Raw genomic sequence first — 16,219 nt, 5'->3', positions numbered from 1 at the left:
CAGATCGACCTGCCGGACCATCGGACCCGGCGAGACATCAGAAAAAAAGGGAGTGGAACACATGCGGATGCTGAGGACCATGGCGCTGGCAGGCGCCGCCCTATTGGCGCTGGCGACCAGCGCCTCGGCGCAAGGCGCCTACCCGAACCAGATGGTTCGCATCGTCGTGCCGTTCTCGGCCGGCAGCGTCACGGACGGCCTCGCCCGCATCCTCGCCGACAAGCTCGCCGACGTCTGGAAGCAGCAGGTGATCGTCGAGAACCGGCCTGGCCTGCCGGGCACCACCAGCGTCGCCAAAGGCCAGGCCGACGGCTACACCCTGATGCTGACCTCGAACGGCCACACCATTGCGGGCGTCATCAACAAGAGCATCCAGTTCGACCCGGTGAAGGACTTCGCCGGCGTCACCAAGGTCGCCTCGGTGCCGATGGTGGCGGTGGTGCCGCCCGACCTGCCGGTGAAGACGATGGCCGACTTCATCGCGCTCGCCAAGGAGAAGCCCGGCAAGCTGAACTTCTCGTCGGCCGGCATCGCCTCGACCACCTATCTGTCGTCGGAGGTGCTCAAGCAGGCGGCCAAGATCGACATCGTCCACGTGCCCTACAAGGGCACGCCGGAGGCGACCACGGCGGTCATCCGCGGCGACGCGCAGCTCTATTTCGCGCCGATCCCGATGACGCAGGAGCTCTCCGCCGGCAACAAGGTCCGGGCGATCGCGATCAATTCGAGCAAGCGCAGCCCACAGCTTCCCGACGTGCCGACCGTCACCGAGACGGTGCCGTCCTACGACTACGATTCGTGGTTCGCCGTGCTGGTCGCGGCCGGCACCCCGAAGCCGATCATCGACAAGGTGAGCCAGGACATCGCCAAGGTGCTGGCGATGCCGGACGTGATCGAGAAGCTGCAGGCCCAGGGCGCCGTGCCGTCGCCGACCACCCCGGAGGCGCTCGACGCCCAGGTGAAGCGCGAGACCGAGCTCTACACCAAGGTTCTGCGCGACGCCGGCGTCGGCACCAACTGACTCGGGTGCTGCGGGGGCGGAGCGGCCTTTGGGTCGGGCCGCCGCCTCGCCGAACGACCGGGAGCGCCGCGACGACGGTCGCGGCGCATGCCGACCCGGCGGCAAACCATCACATAAGAACAAACCCGCCCGAGCGGTCGCAGACCGGATCGGGCGAGCCCAAGGGAGAGGACTGAAATGACGGGATTGAAGACGACCATCGCGGCCGGCGCGGCCCTGCTCGTCCTCGGAACGGCGGCGGTCGCGCAAACGCCGGGGTCGGATGCCGCCGGCTATCCGAACCAGCTCGTACGCATCGTCGTGCCGTTCGGGGCCGGCAGCATCACCGACAACCTCGCCCGCATCCTGGCCGACAAGCTCGGCGAGGTGTGGAAGCAGCAGGTGATCGTCGAGAACCGGCCGGGCCTGCCCGGCACCACGGCGGTCGCCAAGTCGTCGGCCGACGGCTACACCCTGATGCTCACCTCGAACGGCCACACGGTCGCCGGGACGGTGAACAAGAACATCCAGTTCGATCCGGTGAAGGACTTCGTCGGCGTCAGCAAGGTCGCCTCGGTGCCGCTGGTGGCGATCGTGCCGCCCGAGCTCGAGGCGAAGACGCTCGCCGACTTCGTCGCACTCGCCAAGGAGAAGCCAGGCAAGCTGAACTTCTCCTCGGCCGGTGTCGCCTCGACGTCGTTCCTCGGCTCCGAGCTGCTGCGCCAGGGTGCCGGCATCAACATCGTGCATGTGCCTTACAAGGGCGTGCCGGACGCCGTGACGGCGGTGATCCGCAACGACGCGCAGCTCTACTTCGCACCAATCCCGAACGCGCAGGAGCTCGCGACCGCCGGCAAGGTGAAGATGATCGCCATCAACTCCAGCGCCCGCAACGCCAAGGTGCCGGATGTGCCGACCGTGAAGGAGACGGTGCCGTCCTACGACTACGACTCGTGGTTCGCCGTGATGGCGCCGGTCGGCACCCCCAAGGCTGTCGTGACCAAGATCAACGCCGACATCGGCAGGGTGCTGAAGATGCCCGACGTGATCGAGAGGCTCGACACGCTCGGCGCCGTCGCCTCGCCGGGGACGCCGGAGGCGCTGGACGCCCAGCTCGCCCGCGAGACCGAGTTCTACGCCAAGGTTCTCCGCGAGGCCGGCATCGGCACGAACTGAGGCCACAACTGATGCCGCGGCACTTCACCCTCCCCTGGAGGGGGAGGGTCGGGGCGCGCCAAAGGCGCGCTCCGGGGTGGGGTGAAGCCCCACGCACCAGCGGCGCTGTCACCCCCTCCCGGCGGACTTCGTCCGCCGACCTCCCCCCTCCAGGGGGAGGTGAAGTTGTGCCCATTTCCGTCGCCGTGAGAAAGGCGCTCTTGCGTCCGTAGGCCGTGAATGGCACCTCGGAGATCGGTCGATCAATCGACCCGGAGGCGGCCATGCCGGCGATGCCCGCTGAAACAATGCGCGCCATGGTGCTGGAGCGGCCCGGCACGCCGCTGGTGCTGCGCGAGCGGGCGGTGCCGGATCCGAAGCCCGGCGAGGTGCTGCTGTCGGTCTCGGCCTGCGGCGTCTGCCGCACCGACCTCCATGTCGTCGACGGCGAGCTGACGCGGCCGACCCTGCCGGTGGTGCCGGGCCACGAGATCGTCGGCCGCGTTCTGGCGGTCGGTGCCGGCGTCGAGGGCTTCCATCTCGGGCAGCGCATCGGCGTGCCGTGGCTCGGCGCCACCTGCGGCACCTGCCCGTATTGCCGCGACGGCCGCGAGAACCTGTGCGACGCGCCGCAGTTCACCGGCTATACGCGGGACGGCGGCTACGCGACCCACACGGTCGCGGACAGCCGCTTCTGCGTGCCGCTCCCGGACGGCATGGACGACGCCGCCATCGCGCCGCTCCTGTGCGCCGGCCTGATCGGCTGGCGCAGCTACAGGATGGCCGGCGAGGGCAGGGTCTTGGGCCTCTACGGCTTCGGCGCCGCCGCCCATATCCTGGCGCAGATCGCCGTGCAGCAGGGCCGGCGCGTCTATGCTTTTACGCGACGCGGCGATGTCGCCTCGCAGGATTTCGCGCGACAGCTCGGCGCTGCGTGGGCGGGCGCCGCCGAGGAGCGGCCGCCGGAGCCGCTCGACGCCGCCATCGTCTTCGCCCCGGTCGGCGCGCTGGTGCCGGCGGCGCTCGCCGCGGTGCGAAAGGGCGGCCGGGTGGTCTGCGCCGGCATCCACATGTCGGACATCCCCTCCTTTCCCTATGCGCTGCTGTGGGAGGAGCGGCAGATTCGCTCGGTCGCCAATCTCACCCGCGAGGACGCCCGCGCCTTCTTCGCCGCGGTGCCGGGACTGACGCTGTGGACCGAGGTCACGCGCTATCGGCTGGAGGACGCCAACCGGGCGCTGGACGATCTGCGGGCCGGCCGGCTGCAGGGCGCGGCGGTGCTCGGCTGCGGCTGATATGGAAATTTGTCAGCGTATTCAACGCGAAACGGCAACAGGTCGAGAATATGACCGGCTCCGGCCGGAACCCGGCGGTTGCGAGACCGTTATATGTCGGAGTCGCCGGGTCGAGGTGCGTGGGTCCGCTCCTCGCGTCGCTAGTGAACTCACCAATCCAATGGGGCGGGGAGCGAACGAGGGACGTATGGCTGTTGCGCACAGGGTTCGTCGACGCGGCTGGATGAGCGCCGCCAACAAGACTGCACAGACTCCGGAGGTTCGCAGGCCGGTCGTCCGGCATCTCGCCGTGCGGGCGAGGACCGCAGGGTCGCTCGCCGAGGCCAAGGCCTATGTGTTCGTCGTCGAAGGGACGCTGGTCGACACGGTGCTGCCTTCGGTGAACTGTTGGGTGCAGACGCTGGCCGAGTTCGGCTTCACGTTCCGCACCGCCGATGTCCACCGCTTCCACGGCATGGACGCCGAAGAGATGCTCGACCGCCTGCTGCCGGACGGCGCGGCGCGCGAGACCAAGGAGCTCATCCTCGCCAAGTACCGGTCGCGCTATGTCGCCGATATTCTGCCGACGCTGCGTGCCATGCCGGGCGTGCGCGAGCTGATCGGCGAGCTGGTCGGACGCGGCGCCAAGGTGGCGCTGGTTTCGGCGACCGGCGGCGAGGCGATGGCGCATTACCGCGCGCTTCTCAATGTCGACGACCTGGTGCAGGCCGTGGTCTCGGGCGACGACGTCGCCCGTGGCATGCCGCATCCGGAGCTGCTCGCCGCGGCGATGGATCGCCTCGGTATCCGGCAGCCTGCCGACGCGCTGCTGATCGGCTCCAGCCCCTACGATGCCGAGGCGGCACATCTCGCCCGCGTGCGGGCGGTTGGCCTGCTGAGCGGCCTGTTCGCCCGCGCCGACCTGGTCAATGCCGGATGCCAGGCCGTCGTCCTCGATCCCAAGGCCCTGCAGCTCGCCCTGGCGGCCCCCGACGTGGCCGCCTGAACGGCCTGTCCGAAAAGAATTCGTGATCCTGCATAACGGCGGCCGCGGACCCGTTCCGCGGCAGCCGCTTTTTGGCATCAGCAGTTTGGCCAACCGGCGCATCGGGGCCTTGCTCGCGGCCCGGCGTCCCGCATAAGCTCCCCCACCAAACAAAACAAATCGCCGGGCCGTGCACTCCTGCCGGACCACGGCCATGAGGGAGCGTCCATGATCCGTCGCCTTTCGGCCATTGCATCCACGATTCTGTCCGCAATCGTGCCCGCGCTCGCGTTGGCGTTCGCTGCCGTCGCGGGATTCGCGGCGTCCTCCGCATCGGCGCTCGACTATCCTGTTCGGCCGGTGCGCTGGATCGTCTCCTATCCGCCCGGCGGGGCGACCGACATCACGGCGCGCCTGGTCGCGCAGGCGATGTCCGATCGGCTCGGCCAGCAAGTCTTCATCGAGAACCGCGCCGGCGCCGGCAACAATATCGGCACCGAAATCGCCGTGAACGCGCCGCCGGACGGCTACACGCTGTTCTTCGTCAATCCGGCCAACACCATCAACGCGACGCTCTACAAGAAGCTGTCGTTCGACTACGTGCGCGACATGCAGGGCGTCGCCGGCATCATCCGGGTGCCCAACGTGATGGTGGTGAACCCGTCGGTGCCGGCCAACACGGTCGCCGAGTTCATCGACTGGGTGAAGGCCAATCCCGGCAAGGTCAACCTGGCCTCGTCCGGCAACGGCACCTCGATCCATCTGTCGGGCGAGCTGTTCATGGCGATGACGGGCGCCAAGATGACCCACGTGCCGTATCGCGGCTCGGCGCCCGCCATCACGGATCTGCTCGGCGGGCAGGTGCATGTGATGTTCGACAATCTGCCCTCCGCCATCGAGCATGTGCGGGCCGGCCGGCTCAAGGCACTTGCCGTCACCACGGCGGTGCGCTCCGAGATGCTGCCGAACGTGCCGACCATCGCCGAGACCGTGCCGGGCTACGAGGCGAGCGGCATCTTCGGGCTGGGCGTGCAGAAGGCGGTGCCGCGCGAGATCGTCGACCGGCTCAATGCCGCCGTGACCGACTCGCTGGCCGACCCGAAGCTGAAGGACCGCCTGCTCGAGCTCGGCGGCATCCTGATGAAGACCACGCCGGACGAGTTCCAGGCCGTCATCGTCGACGAGACCGCCAAGTGGGCCAAGGCCGTCCACTTCTCCGGCGCCTCGGTCGATTGACGCGACATTCATGATCTGACGAAGAGTTGGTTGTGGCGCGAGCAAGCGCCCGCTTAGGATGCAACGAAAGAGCCGGGTGAATCGGCCGATCGGACGCACAGGCGCATGGCGCCGCACAGGAGCAAGGCAATGCGGGTTGTGGGACTTTTCGTTTCTCGCGTGACGGCGTTCGCGTTGGCCGCGAGCTTCGCGGTCGCGGGCGCTGCGGTCGCGCAGGACGAGGCGACGGACTATCCCAACCGGCCGGTGCGCTTCGTGGTGTCGTATCCGCCCGCCGGGACCACCGACATTCTCGCCCGCATCGTCGGCCAGCATCTCTCGGAGATTCTCGGCCAGCAGTTCGTGGTCGAGAACAAGCCCGGCGCCGGCAACAATATCGGCACCGAGATGGTGGTGAACTCGCCGCCCGACGGCTACACGCTGCTGCTGGTCAATCCGGCCAACGGCATCAATGCCACGCTCTACAAGAAGCTCAACTTCAACGTCCTGCGCGACATCGCCCCGGTCGCCGGCCTCGTCCGGGTGCCGAACGTGATGGAGGTCAATCCGAGCTTCCCGGCCAGGACGGTCGCCGAGTTCGTCGCCTACGCCAAGGCGAACCCCGGCAAGATCAACATGGCCTCGTCCGGCAACGGCACCTCGGTGCATCTGTCGGCGAGATGCTGATGGCGCTGACCGGCATCAAGATGACCCACGTGCCGTATCGCGGTGCAGGTCCCGCCCTGACCGATCTGATCGCCGGCACCGTCGACGTCATCTTCGACAACCTGCCGTCGTCGATCGAGCACATCCGGGCCGGCAAGCTGCGCGCCATCGCGGTGACGACCGACACGCCGTCGGACCAGCTCCCCGGCGTGCCGACCGTCGGCGCGACCGTGCCGGGCTACGAGGCGAGCGCCTGGTTCGGCATCGGTGCTCCCAAGGCCACGCCGCCGGCCGTGATCGCCAAGCTCAACCGCGCCGTCAACCAGGCACTGGCCGACCCGAAGCTGAAGGCGCGGCTGGCCGAGCTCGGCGGCGCCCCCCTGATCGGTCCGCCGGAGGACTTCGGCAAGATCATGAAGGACGAGACCGACAAGTGGGAGAAGGTGGTCCGCTTCTCCGGCGCCAGCATCGACTGACGGCCGCACCGTCGAAGCCCGGCGGGCGAGTCCCGCCGGCCGGGCCGCGCCGCCGTCTCCGGGGCCCGCGCGGGGACGGCGCATCCGCCGCAGGGCCGCTCTGTCGGGAGCGCCGGCCTTCGGCGCTTCGCCGACGCCGGCCCATGCAGTAGGCTCGTCGACACGGCGGTCGATCCTGTCCCGTCCCGCCTCCGGGACCGCCGTGGAAGGATGGCCGGAGACATGCTGGCTCCCGTCGACTCTCTCGAAATCCAGATCCTCGTCGACAATGCGGTGGACAGCCTCTCCACCGTGCCCAAATACGCCGAGGCCGAGTGGCCCTATCTGCTGCGGCGCGGCTCGCCGCTGCGGGCGAGCTGCCTGTGCTGCGCGGCGCACGGCCTGTCCTGCCTGATCACGGCGCGGCGCGGCGACCGCTGCCGCACGGTGCTGTTCGACGCCGGGCCGGAGCCCTATGCGTTCGAGCGCAACGCGACGCGCCTCGAGGTCGATCTCGGCGCCGTCGAGACCATGGTGCTGTCGCACGGCCATTGGGATCACGCCGGCGGCATGGTCACGGCGCTCGGCATGATCCGCAGCCGCAATGGCGGCCGCGCCGTGCCGTTCTACACGCATCCCGGCATGTTCCGCTCGCGCGGCGTGAAGCTGCCGAACGGCACCATGCGGCTGATGGACGACATCCCGAGCGTCGAAGGGCTGACCGAGCACGGCGCCACCGTCGTCAATACGGTCGAGCCGCAGGTCTTCCTCGACGAGATGTTCTTCCTCAGCGGCGAGATTCCGCGCGTCACGCCGTTCGAGAAAGGCCTGCCCGGCCAGTATCGCCGCACGGTCGACGGCCGCGACTGGGAGCCCGACCCCTGGATCATGGACGAGCGCTTCCTCGCCGTGCATGTCGCCGGCAAGGGCCTGTTCGTGTTCACGGCCTGCTCGCATGCCGGCGTCGTCAACGTGCTTCTCCACGCGCGCGACTGCCATCCCGGCGTGCCGGTGTTCGGTGTGCTCGGCGGGCTGCACCTGTCGGGCGCGACCGAGGCGATCATCCCCGACACGGTGGCGGCGCTGCGCCAGTTCGATCTGAAGGTGATCGCCGCCGGTCATTGCACCGGCTGGCGCGCCGTCACTGCCCTCACCAACACCTTCGGCGATGGCGTGGTCGCGCCGTCGGTCGTCGGCAAACGCTACGTGCTGTGATGACATCCAAACGCAAGACCGCCGAAAGCCTCCGCAGCCACCGCTGGTTCGGGGTCTCCGATCTCAGATCCTTCGGGCACCGCTCGCGCCTGCGCCAGCTCGGCTACGATTCGGCCGACTGGGTCGGCAAGCCGGTGATCGGCATCGTCAACACCTGGAGCGACATCAACCCGTGCCACGGCCATCTGCGCGAGCGCGCCGAGGACGTGAAGCGCGGCGTGCTGCAGGCCGGCGGCCTGCCGCTGGAGCTGCCGGCGATGTCGCTCGCCGAGCCGATCGTCAAGCCCTCGGCGATGCTCTACCGCAACTTCCTGGCGATGGAGACCGAGGAGCTTTTACGCAGCCATCCCATCGATGGCGTGGTCCTCATGGGCGGCTGCGACAAGACCACGCCGGGCCTGCTGATGGGGGCGATCAGCATGGGCCTGCCGGCCATCTACGTGCCGGCCGGACCGATGCTGCGCGGCCACTGGCGCGGCGAGACGCTCGGCTCCGGCGCCGATACCTGGAAATACTGGGACGAGAAGCGCGCCGGCAATATCGGCGAGACCGAGTGGACCGAGATCGAGGGCGGCATCGCCCGCTCCTTCGGCACCTGCATGGTGATGGGCACGGCCGCCACCATGATGGCGATCGCCGAAGCACTCGGCTTCACGCTGCCGGGCGCATCGTCGATCCCGGCCGTCGATTCCTCGCACTCGCGCATGGCGGCCGCCTCCGGCCGGCGCATCGTCGACATGGTGTGGGAGGACCAGACCCCGGCCCGCATCCTGTCGACGGCCGCGTTCGACAACGCGATCCGGGTTCACATGGCCATGGGCGGCTCGACCAATGCCATCATCCATCTGGTCGCGATGGCGCGGCGCGCCGGCCTGACGCTCGACATGGGGCGCTTCGACGCTCTTTCTCGCGAAATTCCCGTGCTCGCGAACGTGCGCCCCTCGGGCCAGTGGCTGATGGAGGATTTTTATTATGCCGGCGGTCTCAAGGCGCTGATGGGGGAACTGCGCGAGGCGCTCGATCTCTCCTGCGTCGGCGTCGTCGGCAAACCGCTCGGCGAGGCGCTGGAGGGCGCGCGCGTGCATCGGCGCGACATCATCCGGCCGATGTCAGATCCCGTCTCGCGATCGGGCGCTACGGCCGTGCTCACCGGCAATCTGGCGCCGCGCGGTTGCGTGATGAAGCCGCCGGCCGCCGATCAGCGGCTCCTGAAGCACTGCGGGCCCGTGCTCGCCTTCGAGACCTATGACGAGATGGCCCGCACGGTCGACCGCGACGACCTCGAGGTCACGCCCGACCACGTGCTGGTGCTGAAGAACGCCGGCCCCAAGGGCGGCCCCGGCATGCCCGAATGGGGCATGCTGCCGATCCCTAAAAAGCTGCTGCGCGCCGGCGTGCGCGACATGGTGCGCGTGTCCGACGGACGCATGAGCGGCACCAGCTACGGCGCCTGCATTCTCCACGTCTGTCCGGAGAGCTTCGTCGGCGGCCCGCTGGCGCTGGTGCGGACCGGCGACCGCCTCGAGATCGACGCCGACGGGCGCAGCATCCATCTGCATGTCGGCGAGGAGGAGCTGGCCCGTCGCCGCGCCGCCTGGACGCCGCCGCCGCCGCGCTACGAGCGCGGCTGGGGGGCGATGTACTCGGCCCATGTCGGCCAGGCCGACGAAGGCTGCGACTTCGATTTCTTGCAGGGCACGGCGCCGACGGCGGAGCCGGAGATTCATTGAGCGGGGAGGAGGGGTCTTGGTCTATTAACGGACCGGGAGATTGTCTTTTGGACCGTTGATGGCCCATTTGTTGACGTATCGGCCTCATGGTGCCAATATGATCCATTAATGGATCGTAGAAGCCCCTCCAGGTCGATTTATGAGCCATGGTGAAGCCAGCGAGTCGTCCATACTCCCGCTACAGCCGCGATGCGGCCGCCCTTCTCGGCCAGTTGATCCGGCGCGGCCGGATCGAGCGCAAGCTGACCGCCGAGGACGTCGCGCAACGGACCGGCATCTCGCGGGGGCTTCTCCGACGCATCGAGCGGGGTGATCCGGGCTGCTCGATCGGCTCCGTCTTCGAGGCCGCCGCCGTCACGGGCGTGAAGCTGTTCGATGCGGATCGGTCGGCGATCGCCGCGACCATGTCCGCCAACGCCGCCACACTGACGCTGCTGCCGAAGTCCGTCCGCGTCTCGACGAAGGCGGTCAAGGATGACTTCTGATACGGCTCCCGGCGAGGCCTTTGTCTGGATATGGCTGCCCGACCGGACCGAGCCGGTGGTGGCCGGACGGCTGGCGAGGGTCGACGGCCAGTTCGTCTTCAATTACGGCCGCAGCTATCTCCAGCGCCAAGACGCGATCCCGATCTATCTGCCCGAGCTGCCTCTCCGCCTCGGGGCCCTGCCGCCGGCGGCCGGCCTGACCATGCCGAGCTGTCTCCGGGACGCTGCACCCGACGCATGGGGGCGGCGCGTCATCCTGAACAGGAGGTTCGGACGCAAGGGCCGGGAGGTCGATACGGCCGACATCGACGAGCTGACCTATCTGCTGGAGTCGGGCTCCGACCGGATCGGCGCGTTGGATTTCCAGGCATCGCCGACGCGCTACGAACCGCGCCAGGCGGCCGGCGCGACGCTGGAGGAGCTCCTCGATGCCGCGAGACGGGTCGAGGACGGCACGCCGCTCACGCCCGAGCTCGATCAGGCGCTCTTCGATGGAAGCTCGCTGGGCGGCGCCCGGCCGAAGGCGATGATCGTCGAAGGCGACAAGAAGTACATCGCGAAGTTCTCGTCGCGGACCGATGTCACGAATGTCGTGAAGGGCGAGTTCGTGGCCATGCGCCTCGCCGCGCTCGTCGGGCTCGACGTCGCGCACGTCGAGCTGGCCAAGGTCGACGTGAAGGACGTCATTCTGATCGAACGTTTCGACCGCGAGAAGGTCGATGCCGGCTGGCAGCGGAACGCGATGGTCTCGGCCCTGACGCTCTTCGGACTCGACGAGATGATGGCCCGTTATGCGAGCTACGAGGATCTCGCGACCATCATCCGCCATCGCTTCACGGCGCCGAAGGAAACGCTTCGCGAGCTGTTCGGCCGGCTCGTCTTCAACATTCTCTGCGGAAACACCGACGACCATGCCCGCAACCATGCGGCCTTCTGGACCGGCAAGGACCTGCGCCTGACGCCGGCCTACGACATCTGCCCGCAGCCGCGCGCCGGGAACGAAGCGAGCCAGGCCATGCTGATCACCGGCGACGAGCGGTCGAGCCGGATCGCCGTGTGCCTCGAGGCCGCCGCCAATTTCCTGTTGTCTCCGCACGACGCCGCCGCCGTCGCCGAGCACCAGATCCGGACGATCACCGAGGGATGGCCCGGCCTCTGCCGGGATGCCGGGCTGTCCGAGGTCGAGCGCAATCTCCTGTGGCGGAGGCAGATCCTGAACCCGTTCGCGTTCGAAGGCGCTCCGATGCATCTGGCCGACTTGCTCGCTGCGACCGATCGGCCCGGATGAGCGCCGAGTCTGTCCCGGCCATCCGAGCCCTCATGCCTGCTCCGCCGGTCCGAGGCCCGGATGCCGTCAGCGGGCGCGGGCATGAGGTGTCGTCGTTCGCGATGGCCTCACACCGGCTCGAAGTTTACCGACCTCAACAGCTCGGTGTTGCGCTGCACGTCCTCGGCGATGAACTGAGCGAACTCCTCTGGCGTCCCCGTGACGGGCTCGATGCCGAGCTCGGCGAGGCGGCCCGAGGCGCCGAGCTCGACGGCTGCGGCGCCGCAGGCCTTGTTGAGCCACGCGACGGCGTCGCCGGGCAGTCCCTTCGGGCCCCACACCCCGTACCAGGAGGCGTATTCGAGCCCCGGCATGCCGCTCTCCGCCGCAGTCGGGATCTCGGGCGCGAGAGCGACGCGCTTGCGCGCCGTGACGGCCAGCGGCTTGACGTGGCCGCTGCGCGCCATCGGCAGCAGCGCCAGCACCGGATCGATCATGAGCTGGACGTGCCCGGCGGCGACGTCGGTGAGGCCAGGAGCGGTGCCGCGATAGGGCGCAATGGTGAGATTGAGCCCGGCGAGCTTGTTGAAGGCGACGGTGGCCAGATGGCCGGGCGCGCCGAGCGCCGACGTGGCGAAAGTCCACTTGTCGGGCCTCTGGCGCGCGTCGGCGACCACCTCGGCGATGGTCTTGAACGGCAGGTTGGGCGCCATCACGACCAGCATGGGCGCCTCGCCGACACGGGCGACCGGCGTGAAGTCGGTGACCGGGTCGTAGGGCGGGCTGCGCATCACCTGCTTCGCCATCACGTGGGTGGCGGCGGAGAACAGCAGGGTGGTGCCGTCGGGCTCGGCGATGCGCACCGCGGAGCCGCCGATCGAGCCATTGGCGCCGGCGCGGTTCTCGACCACGACGGTGAGGCCGCTCTTCTCCTTCAGCTTCTCGGCGAGCAGGCGGGCGAACACGTCGACGCCGCCGCCGGCGGCGAACGGCACGACCAGGCGGATCGGGCGTTTGATCGGAGCCTCGCCTTGAGCGTAGGCCGGCGCGGCGACGGGCGCGAGGCCTGCGATCGCGGTGGCGATGAGGAAATCACGTCGATGCAGCATGGTCCTGTCCTTTTCGGGGGGAGGTCGCGCGTTCTCGAGACCGGCGACGTCCGGTGAACGGGGCAATGGTCGACACGCGATCGACGCGCCGAGGCGCGCCGCAATGGGAGGACGAGTCGGCCCGAAGGCCGGGAAACACGGCAAGGAACAGAGCGGCCGGCCCGCACATGCGGGCCGGCCGAGGTGCTTCACATCAGGGCGACAGCTCCTCCAGAACCTTGCCCTTGGTCTCGATGGCGAACAGCACCGTGACGAGGCCGCCGCACACCGCGACCGCCGCGAAGGCGGCAAACACGTAGCTGATGCCGAAGTCGGCCATCAGGAAGCCGACCATGATTGGGCCGATCGACGATCCGGCCCGCAGCCACGCGCTGCCGAAGCCGGTGCCGATCGCCCGCAGGCGGGTCGGGTAGAGTTCGGCCGAGTAGAGATAGAGCGAGAAGGCGACGGTCTGCAGGACCGCGTAGACGGCGGTCGCCAGGATCAGCACCTGCACGGCCGACGTGGCGCCGAGGAACGACAGAATCACCAGGGGAATGGCGCCGAGGAAGAACGCCGCGGCGTACCACGGCTTGCGGCCGACCTTGTCGATCAGCAGCGCGCAGGCGATCGAGGCGAGCACGCCGACGGCCGAGGTGGTCCAGCCATAGGCGAGGCTGGTCTGCAGCGGCAGCTTGAACACCGACCGATAGAGGGTCGGCAGCCAGGTGATCATGCCGTTGTTGACCAGATAGGCGCACACCCACAGGGCCCAGATCGTCAGGGTGCGTTTCAGGTAGATGCCCCTGAACAGCTCGCGCCAGTCGCTCTTCGCCGTCGCCCGCGGGTCGACTGGGCGCACGACCGGCTCGGGCAGCACGCCGCCGCGCTTGGTGATGTCGTCCTCGAGGCTCTTGACCACCTTCTCGGCTTCGGCGATGCGGCCCTTGGAAGCGAGCCAGCGCGGCGATTCCGGCATCAGCCAGCGCATCGGGATGGTGAGGATCGAGGGGACGAGGCCGACGATGAACATCGCCCGCCAGCCGTAGATCGGCACCAGGAAGAAGCCGACCATGCCGGCGAACATCAGGCCGACCGGGAAGATCACCTCGTAGAGCAGGAAGAAGCGGCCGCGCTTCTTGGCGCCGATGAACTCGTTGATGTAGGCGCTCGCCACCGGAACCTCGGCGCCCGTGCCGATGCCCTGGAAGAAGCGGAATACCATCATGGACGCGCCGCTCCAGGCGAACAGGCAGGCGATGTCCATGGAGACGAACATCACGATGGTGAACAGGAGCACGTGCAGCCGGCCGACCTTCTCGGCGAGCCAGCCGAAGAACAGGGCGCCGATGAGCTGGCCGATGTAGCCGGCCGAGATGATCAGGCCGACCTCGGACGGGGCGAGCTTCCACTCGGTGACGAGCTGCGGCATCGCGAAGGCGATCGCCAGCACCGTGTAGGCGTCGAAGAAGGTGGCAATGCCGACGATGACGCGGATGGTCATCAGCTTGCGTGAGATGGGAAGGCGCTCGATGCGGGCGACGAGCAGCGCGTTTGCATTCTGCCCGGCGGCATCGACGACGTGAGCCGTCATGATGGTCTACTCCCGTTTCACCGCGACCTGATGAGCATTCGGGGGCGTCAGGAGCTCTCACCCGGCGAGAGGTGAGCCGGAGCGTCCAGGATTGGCCTCCGGCTGATGTCGCGTTCTTATGAGTTGCAGAGGTGCTCCGGCTGCCGGACTGCCGGCGGCCGGAGCAGGCGCGAGAGGCGTCAGGCCGCGATGGCCGCGGGCTTGGTGCTGACGAGACCGGCCGAGCGCATCGCGTCGGCGATCTCGACGTCGGCGCCGGGCTGCAGCGGCAGCAGCGGAGTGCGGACCGTCGCATGCTCGAGAATGCCGCGGGTGACCAGGGCGTGCTTGAGCGCCACCGTGCCTTCCATGTGCGAGCCGCGGTGATAGACGGCCTTGGTCACCGGGAGCAGGCGGTCGTGCAGGGCGCGCGCCTTGACGTAGTCCTGCGCCTTGCCGGCCTCGATGAGCGCGATCAGCAGCTCGGGCGCGATGTTGCCGTAGCCGACCAGCGCGCCGTCGACGTCGAACATCGTGTGCAGCAGATACTCGTCGTGGCAGGTGAGGACCTGCAGGTCCGGATTGGCCTTGCGGATCACCGGGATCTCGGTGTCCCAGCGGCGCATGTTGCGCACGCCGTTCTTCATGCAGAAGACGCCCGGCTGCTCGGCGATCTCGAGCAGGGTCTCGAGATTGTAGGTCGCCTTGGTCGCGTCCGGATACTGGAACAGGATCAGCGGCAGGCCGCTCGCCTCGTAGACCGCCTTGTAGCGGTCCTGCGGCGCGCCCTTCTGGTAGCCGAAGCGCAGCCAGCCGTGCGACGGATACAGGAGGCCGGCCTTGGCGCCCGCCTTCACGGCGCGCTTTGCCTCCATCCCGGCCACTCCGGTGCCTTCGAGCGTGATGCCGGCGATGACCGGGATCTTGTCGTCGACCGACTTGACGAAGCTCTCGATCACGGCGGCCTGCTCGTCGGCCGTCAGGAAGGTGCCTTCGCCGGCATGGCCGAGGACCACCAGGCCCTTGACGCCCTTGAAGCTGCCGAGCCACGAGCCCAGGCGCTGGATCGCCGCGTGGTCGATGGCCCCGTCGCGGGTGAACGGGGTGACGGGGGCGGGAACGAGACCCCTGAGATCGAGCTTATTCTTCGTCGACATCTGATCCTCCTCTTGGGGCAGGGTTGTGGAGCACTGAACGAACGGAAGGAACCGTCGGGACTGTCGGCCCGATGGTGGAACCTCAGGGAGCGGCGACCGAGCTGGTGCTGCCGGTCGCTTCCTGGGCACGGGCAATGTGGCGCGCCGTCGCCAGCATGGGTTCGAGGGCGCGCGCCTTGAGGTTCTCGTCGGAGGACTGGGCGTAGGGCGCGACCACGCTGATGGCGCCGGTCGCCCAGCCGTCGGCGCCGATCACCGGCACGGCGAGCAGGCGCAGGTCTGGGGTGATGATGGACTTTTCCAGGACGTAGCCGTCACGCCGCAATGCGGCGAGGAGCGGCTCCAGGACGGATCTTTCGGGCGTCGGAAGGCTGGCGCTGGGGTGCCGCGGCGGCGTCGCGAGCACCCGCTCCAGCCGGTGCTCGGGCAGGAAGGCCAGGATGGCGCGGCCGATCGAGGTGACGGCCGCCGGGATGGTGGTGCCGATGCGGATGTCGACGCCGAGCCTTGTGAAGCCGGCGCGCACGCGCTCGATGTAGAGGACGTCGCCGCCCTCGATCACGGCGAAGCTCGCCGCCTCGCTCACCTCGTCGACCAGCGACTGCAGCAGCGGCCGGACGACGGCGCGCAGGTCCTTGTGGGCGATGGCGTTGAAGCCGAGGTCGAGCACCTTGAGCGACAGGCGGAAGCGGCGGCTCTCGGGGATGCGCACGACATAGCCGGCCGACACCAGCGTGTTGAGCATCCGGAACGTGGTGCCGGCGTCGAGCCCCGACGCCACCGCGATCTCGCTCAGCGTCATCTCGTCGGCACCGCCCGAGAAGGCTTCCAGCACCCGCAGCCCCTTGGCCAGCGACTGCACCGAGCTTTTCGCCTCCTTGGGGTCGAGCCGGGGCATGCCGGGACGCCCGGCCGCGGCCTGTGTCGCGATCCCGTTGGGCGAGGCCATGGTCG

The 16,219-nt window shown here is 68.7% G+C and carries 13 protein-coding genes and 1 pseudogene; 10 read left to right on the top strand and 4 right to left on the bottom strand.

From position 1 onward, the window contains the following. Window positions 1-61: 61 nt before the first annotated feature. From HXX10_RS10530 to HXX10_RS10485, 10 genes and pseudogenes are all read left to right on the top strand, one after another. Complete coding sequence (locus HXX10_RS10530) at window positions 62-1,021, top strand: tripartite tricarboxylate transporter substrate binding protein (protein WP_296522139.1); 960 nt, start codon at window positions 62-64, stop codon at window positions 1,019-1,021. Between the two features lie 177 nt (window positions 1,022-1,198). Further along, on the top strand, window positions 1,199-2,176 hold the full coding sequence (locus HXX10_RS10525; RefSeq protein ID WP_296522138.1) for a tripartite tricarboxylate transporter substrate binding protein: 978 nt from the start codon (window positions 1,199-1,201) through the stop codon (window positions 2,174-2,176). 287 nt (window positions 2,177-2,463) lie between these two features. Next, the gene (locus tag HXX10_RS10520; RefSeq protein ID WP_296522175.1) at window positions 2,464-3,450 is read left to right on the top strand and encodes a zinc-dependent alcohol dehydrogenase family protein; all 987 of its coding nucleotides are present in this window, start codon (window positions 2,464-2,466) and stop codon (window positions 3,448-3,450) included. A 187-nt stretch (window positions 3,451-3,637) separates the two neighbouring features. Then, window positions 3,638-4,435 (top strand): HAD family hydrolase, encoded by a 798-nt coding sequence (locus tag HXX10_RS10515; protein ID WP_296522137.1) that lies wholly within the window; start codon window positions 3,638-3,640, stop codon window positions 4,433-4,435. A gap of 207 nt (window positions 4,436-4,642) precedes the next feature. Beyond that, complete coding sequence (locus HXX10_RS10510) at window positions 4,643-5,650, top strand: tripartite tricarboxylate transporter substrate binding protein (protein ID WP_296522136.1); 1,008 nt, start codon at window positions 4,643-4,645, stop codon at window positions 5,648-5,650. Window positions 5,651-5,779: 129 nt separating this feature from the next. Then, window positions 5,780-6,771 (top strand): annotated as a pseudogene (locus tag HXX10_RS10505) (Bug family tripartite tricarboxylate transporter substrate binding protein). Between the two features lie 222 nt (window positions 6,772-6,993). Beyond that, window positions 6,994-7,965 (top strand): MBL fold metallo-hydrolase, encoded by a 972-nt coding sequence (locus HXX10_RS10500; protein WP_296522135.1) that lies wholly within the window; start codon window positions 6,994-6,996, stop codon window positions 7,963-7,965. Then, window positions 7,965-9,695, top strand: coding sequence for an L-arabinonate dehydratase (gene araD, locus HXX10_RS10495; protein WP_296522134.1), 1,731 nt, complete (start codon window positions 7,965-7,967; stop codon window positions 9,693-9,695). The genes HXX10_RS10500 and araD overlap by 1 nt, the downstream gene beginning before the upstream one ends. Before the next feature lie 146 nt (window positions 9,696-9,841). Beyond that, window positions 9,842-10,180 (top strand): helix-turn-helix transcriptional regulator, encoded by a 339-nt coding sequence (locus tag HXX10_RS10490; RefSeq protein WP_296522133.1) that lies wholly within the window; start codon window positions 9,842-9,844, stop codon window positions 10,178-10,180. Then, entirely contained in the window at window positions 10,170-11,468 is a 1,299-nt protein-coding gene (locus HXX10_RS10485) for a type II toxin-antitoxin system HipA family toxin (protein ID WP_296522132.1), read from the top strand. Before HXX10_RS10490 ends, HXX10_RS10485 begins: the two co-directional genes overlap by 11 nt. A gap of 107 nt (window positions 11,469-11,575) precedes the next feature. On the opposite strand, the gene HXX10_RS10480 is transcribed toward HXX10_RS10485, so the two are convergent. From HXX10_RS10480 to HXX10_RS10465, 4 genes are all read right to left on the bottom strand, one after another. After that, on the bottom strand, window positions 11,576-12,556 hold the full coding sequence (locus tag HXX10_RS10480; protein ID WP_296522131.1) for a tripartite tricarboxylate transporter substrate binding protein: 981 nt from the start codon (window positions 12,554-12,556) through the stop codon (window positions 11,576-11,578). Between the two features lie 193 nt (window positions 12,557-12,749). After that, window positions 12,750-14,129, bottom strand: a complete 1,380-nt coding sequence (locus HXX10_RS10475) for an MFS transporter (RefSeq protein ID WP_296522130.1) — start codon at window positions 14,127-14,129, stop codon at window positions 12,750-12,752. A gap of 179 nt (window positions 14,130-14,308) precedes the next feature. Then, window positions 14,309-15,265 (bottom strand): dihydrodipicolinate synthase family protein, encoded by a 957-nt coding sequence (locus HXX10_RS10470; protein WP_296522129.1) that lies wholly within the window; start codon window positions 15,263-15,265, stop codon window positions 14,309-14,311. Between the two features lie 82 nt (window positions 15,266-15,347). Continuing rightward, window positions 15,348-16,214, bottom strand: a complete 867-nt coding sequence (locus HXX10_RS10465; RefSeq protein WP_296522128.1) for an IclR family transcriptional regulator — start codon at window positions 16,212-16,214, stop codon at window positions 15,348-15,350. Between the last annotated feature and the right edge of the window lie 5 nt (window positions 16,215-16,219).

Origin of the sequence: Rhodoplanes sp. (genome assembly GCF_013377085.1) — a bacterium.
GTDB lineage: Bacteria > Pseudomonadota > Alphaproteobacteria > Rhizobiales > Xanthobacteraceae > Rhodoplanes.
This window is presented reverse-complemented; position numbering and strand designations above follow the sequence as displayed.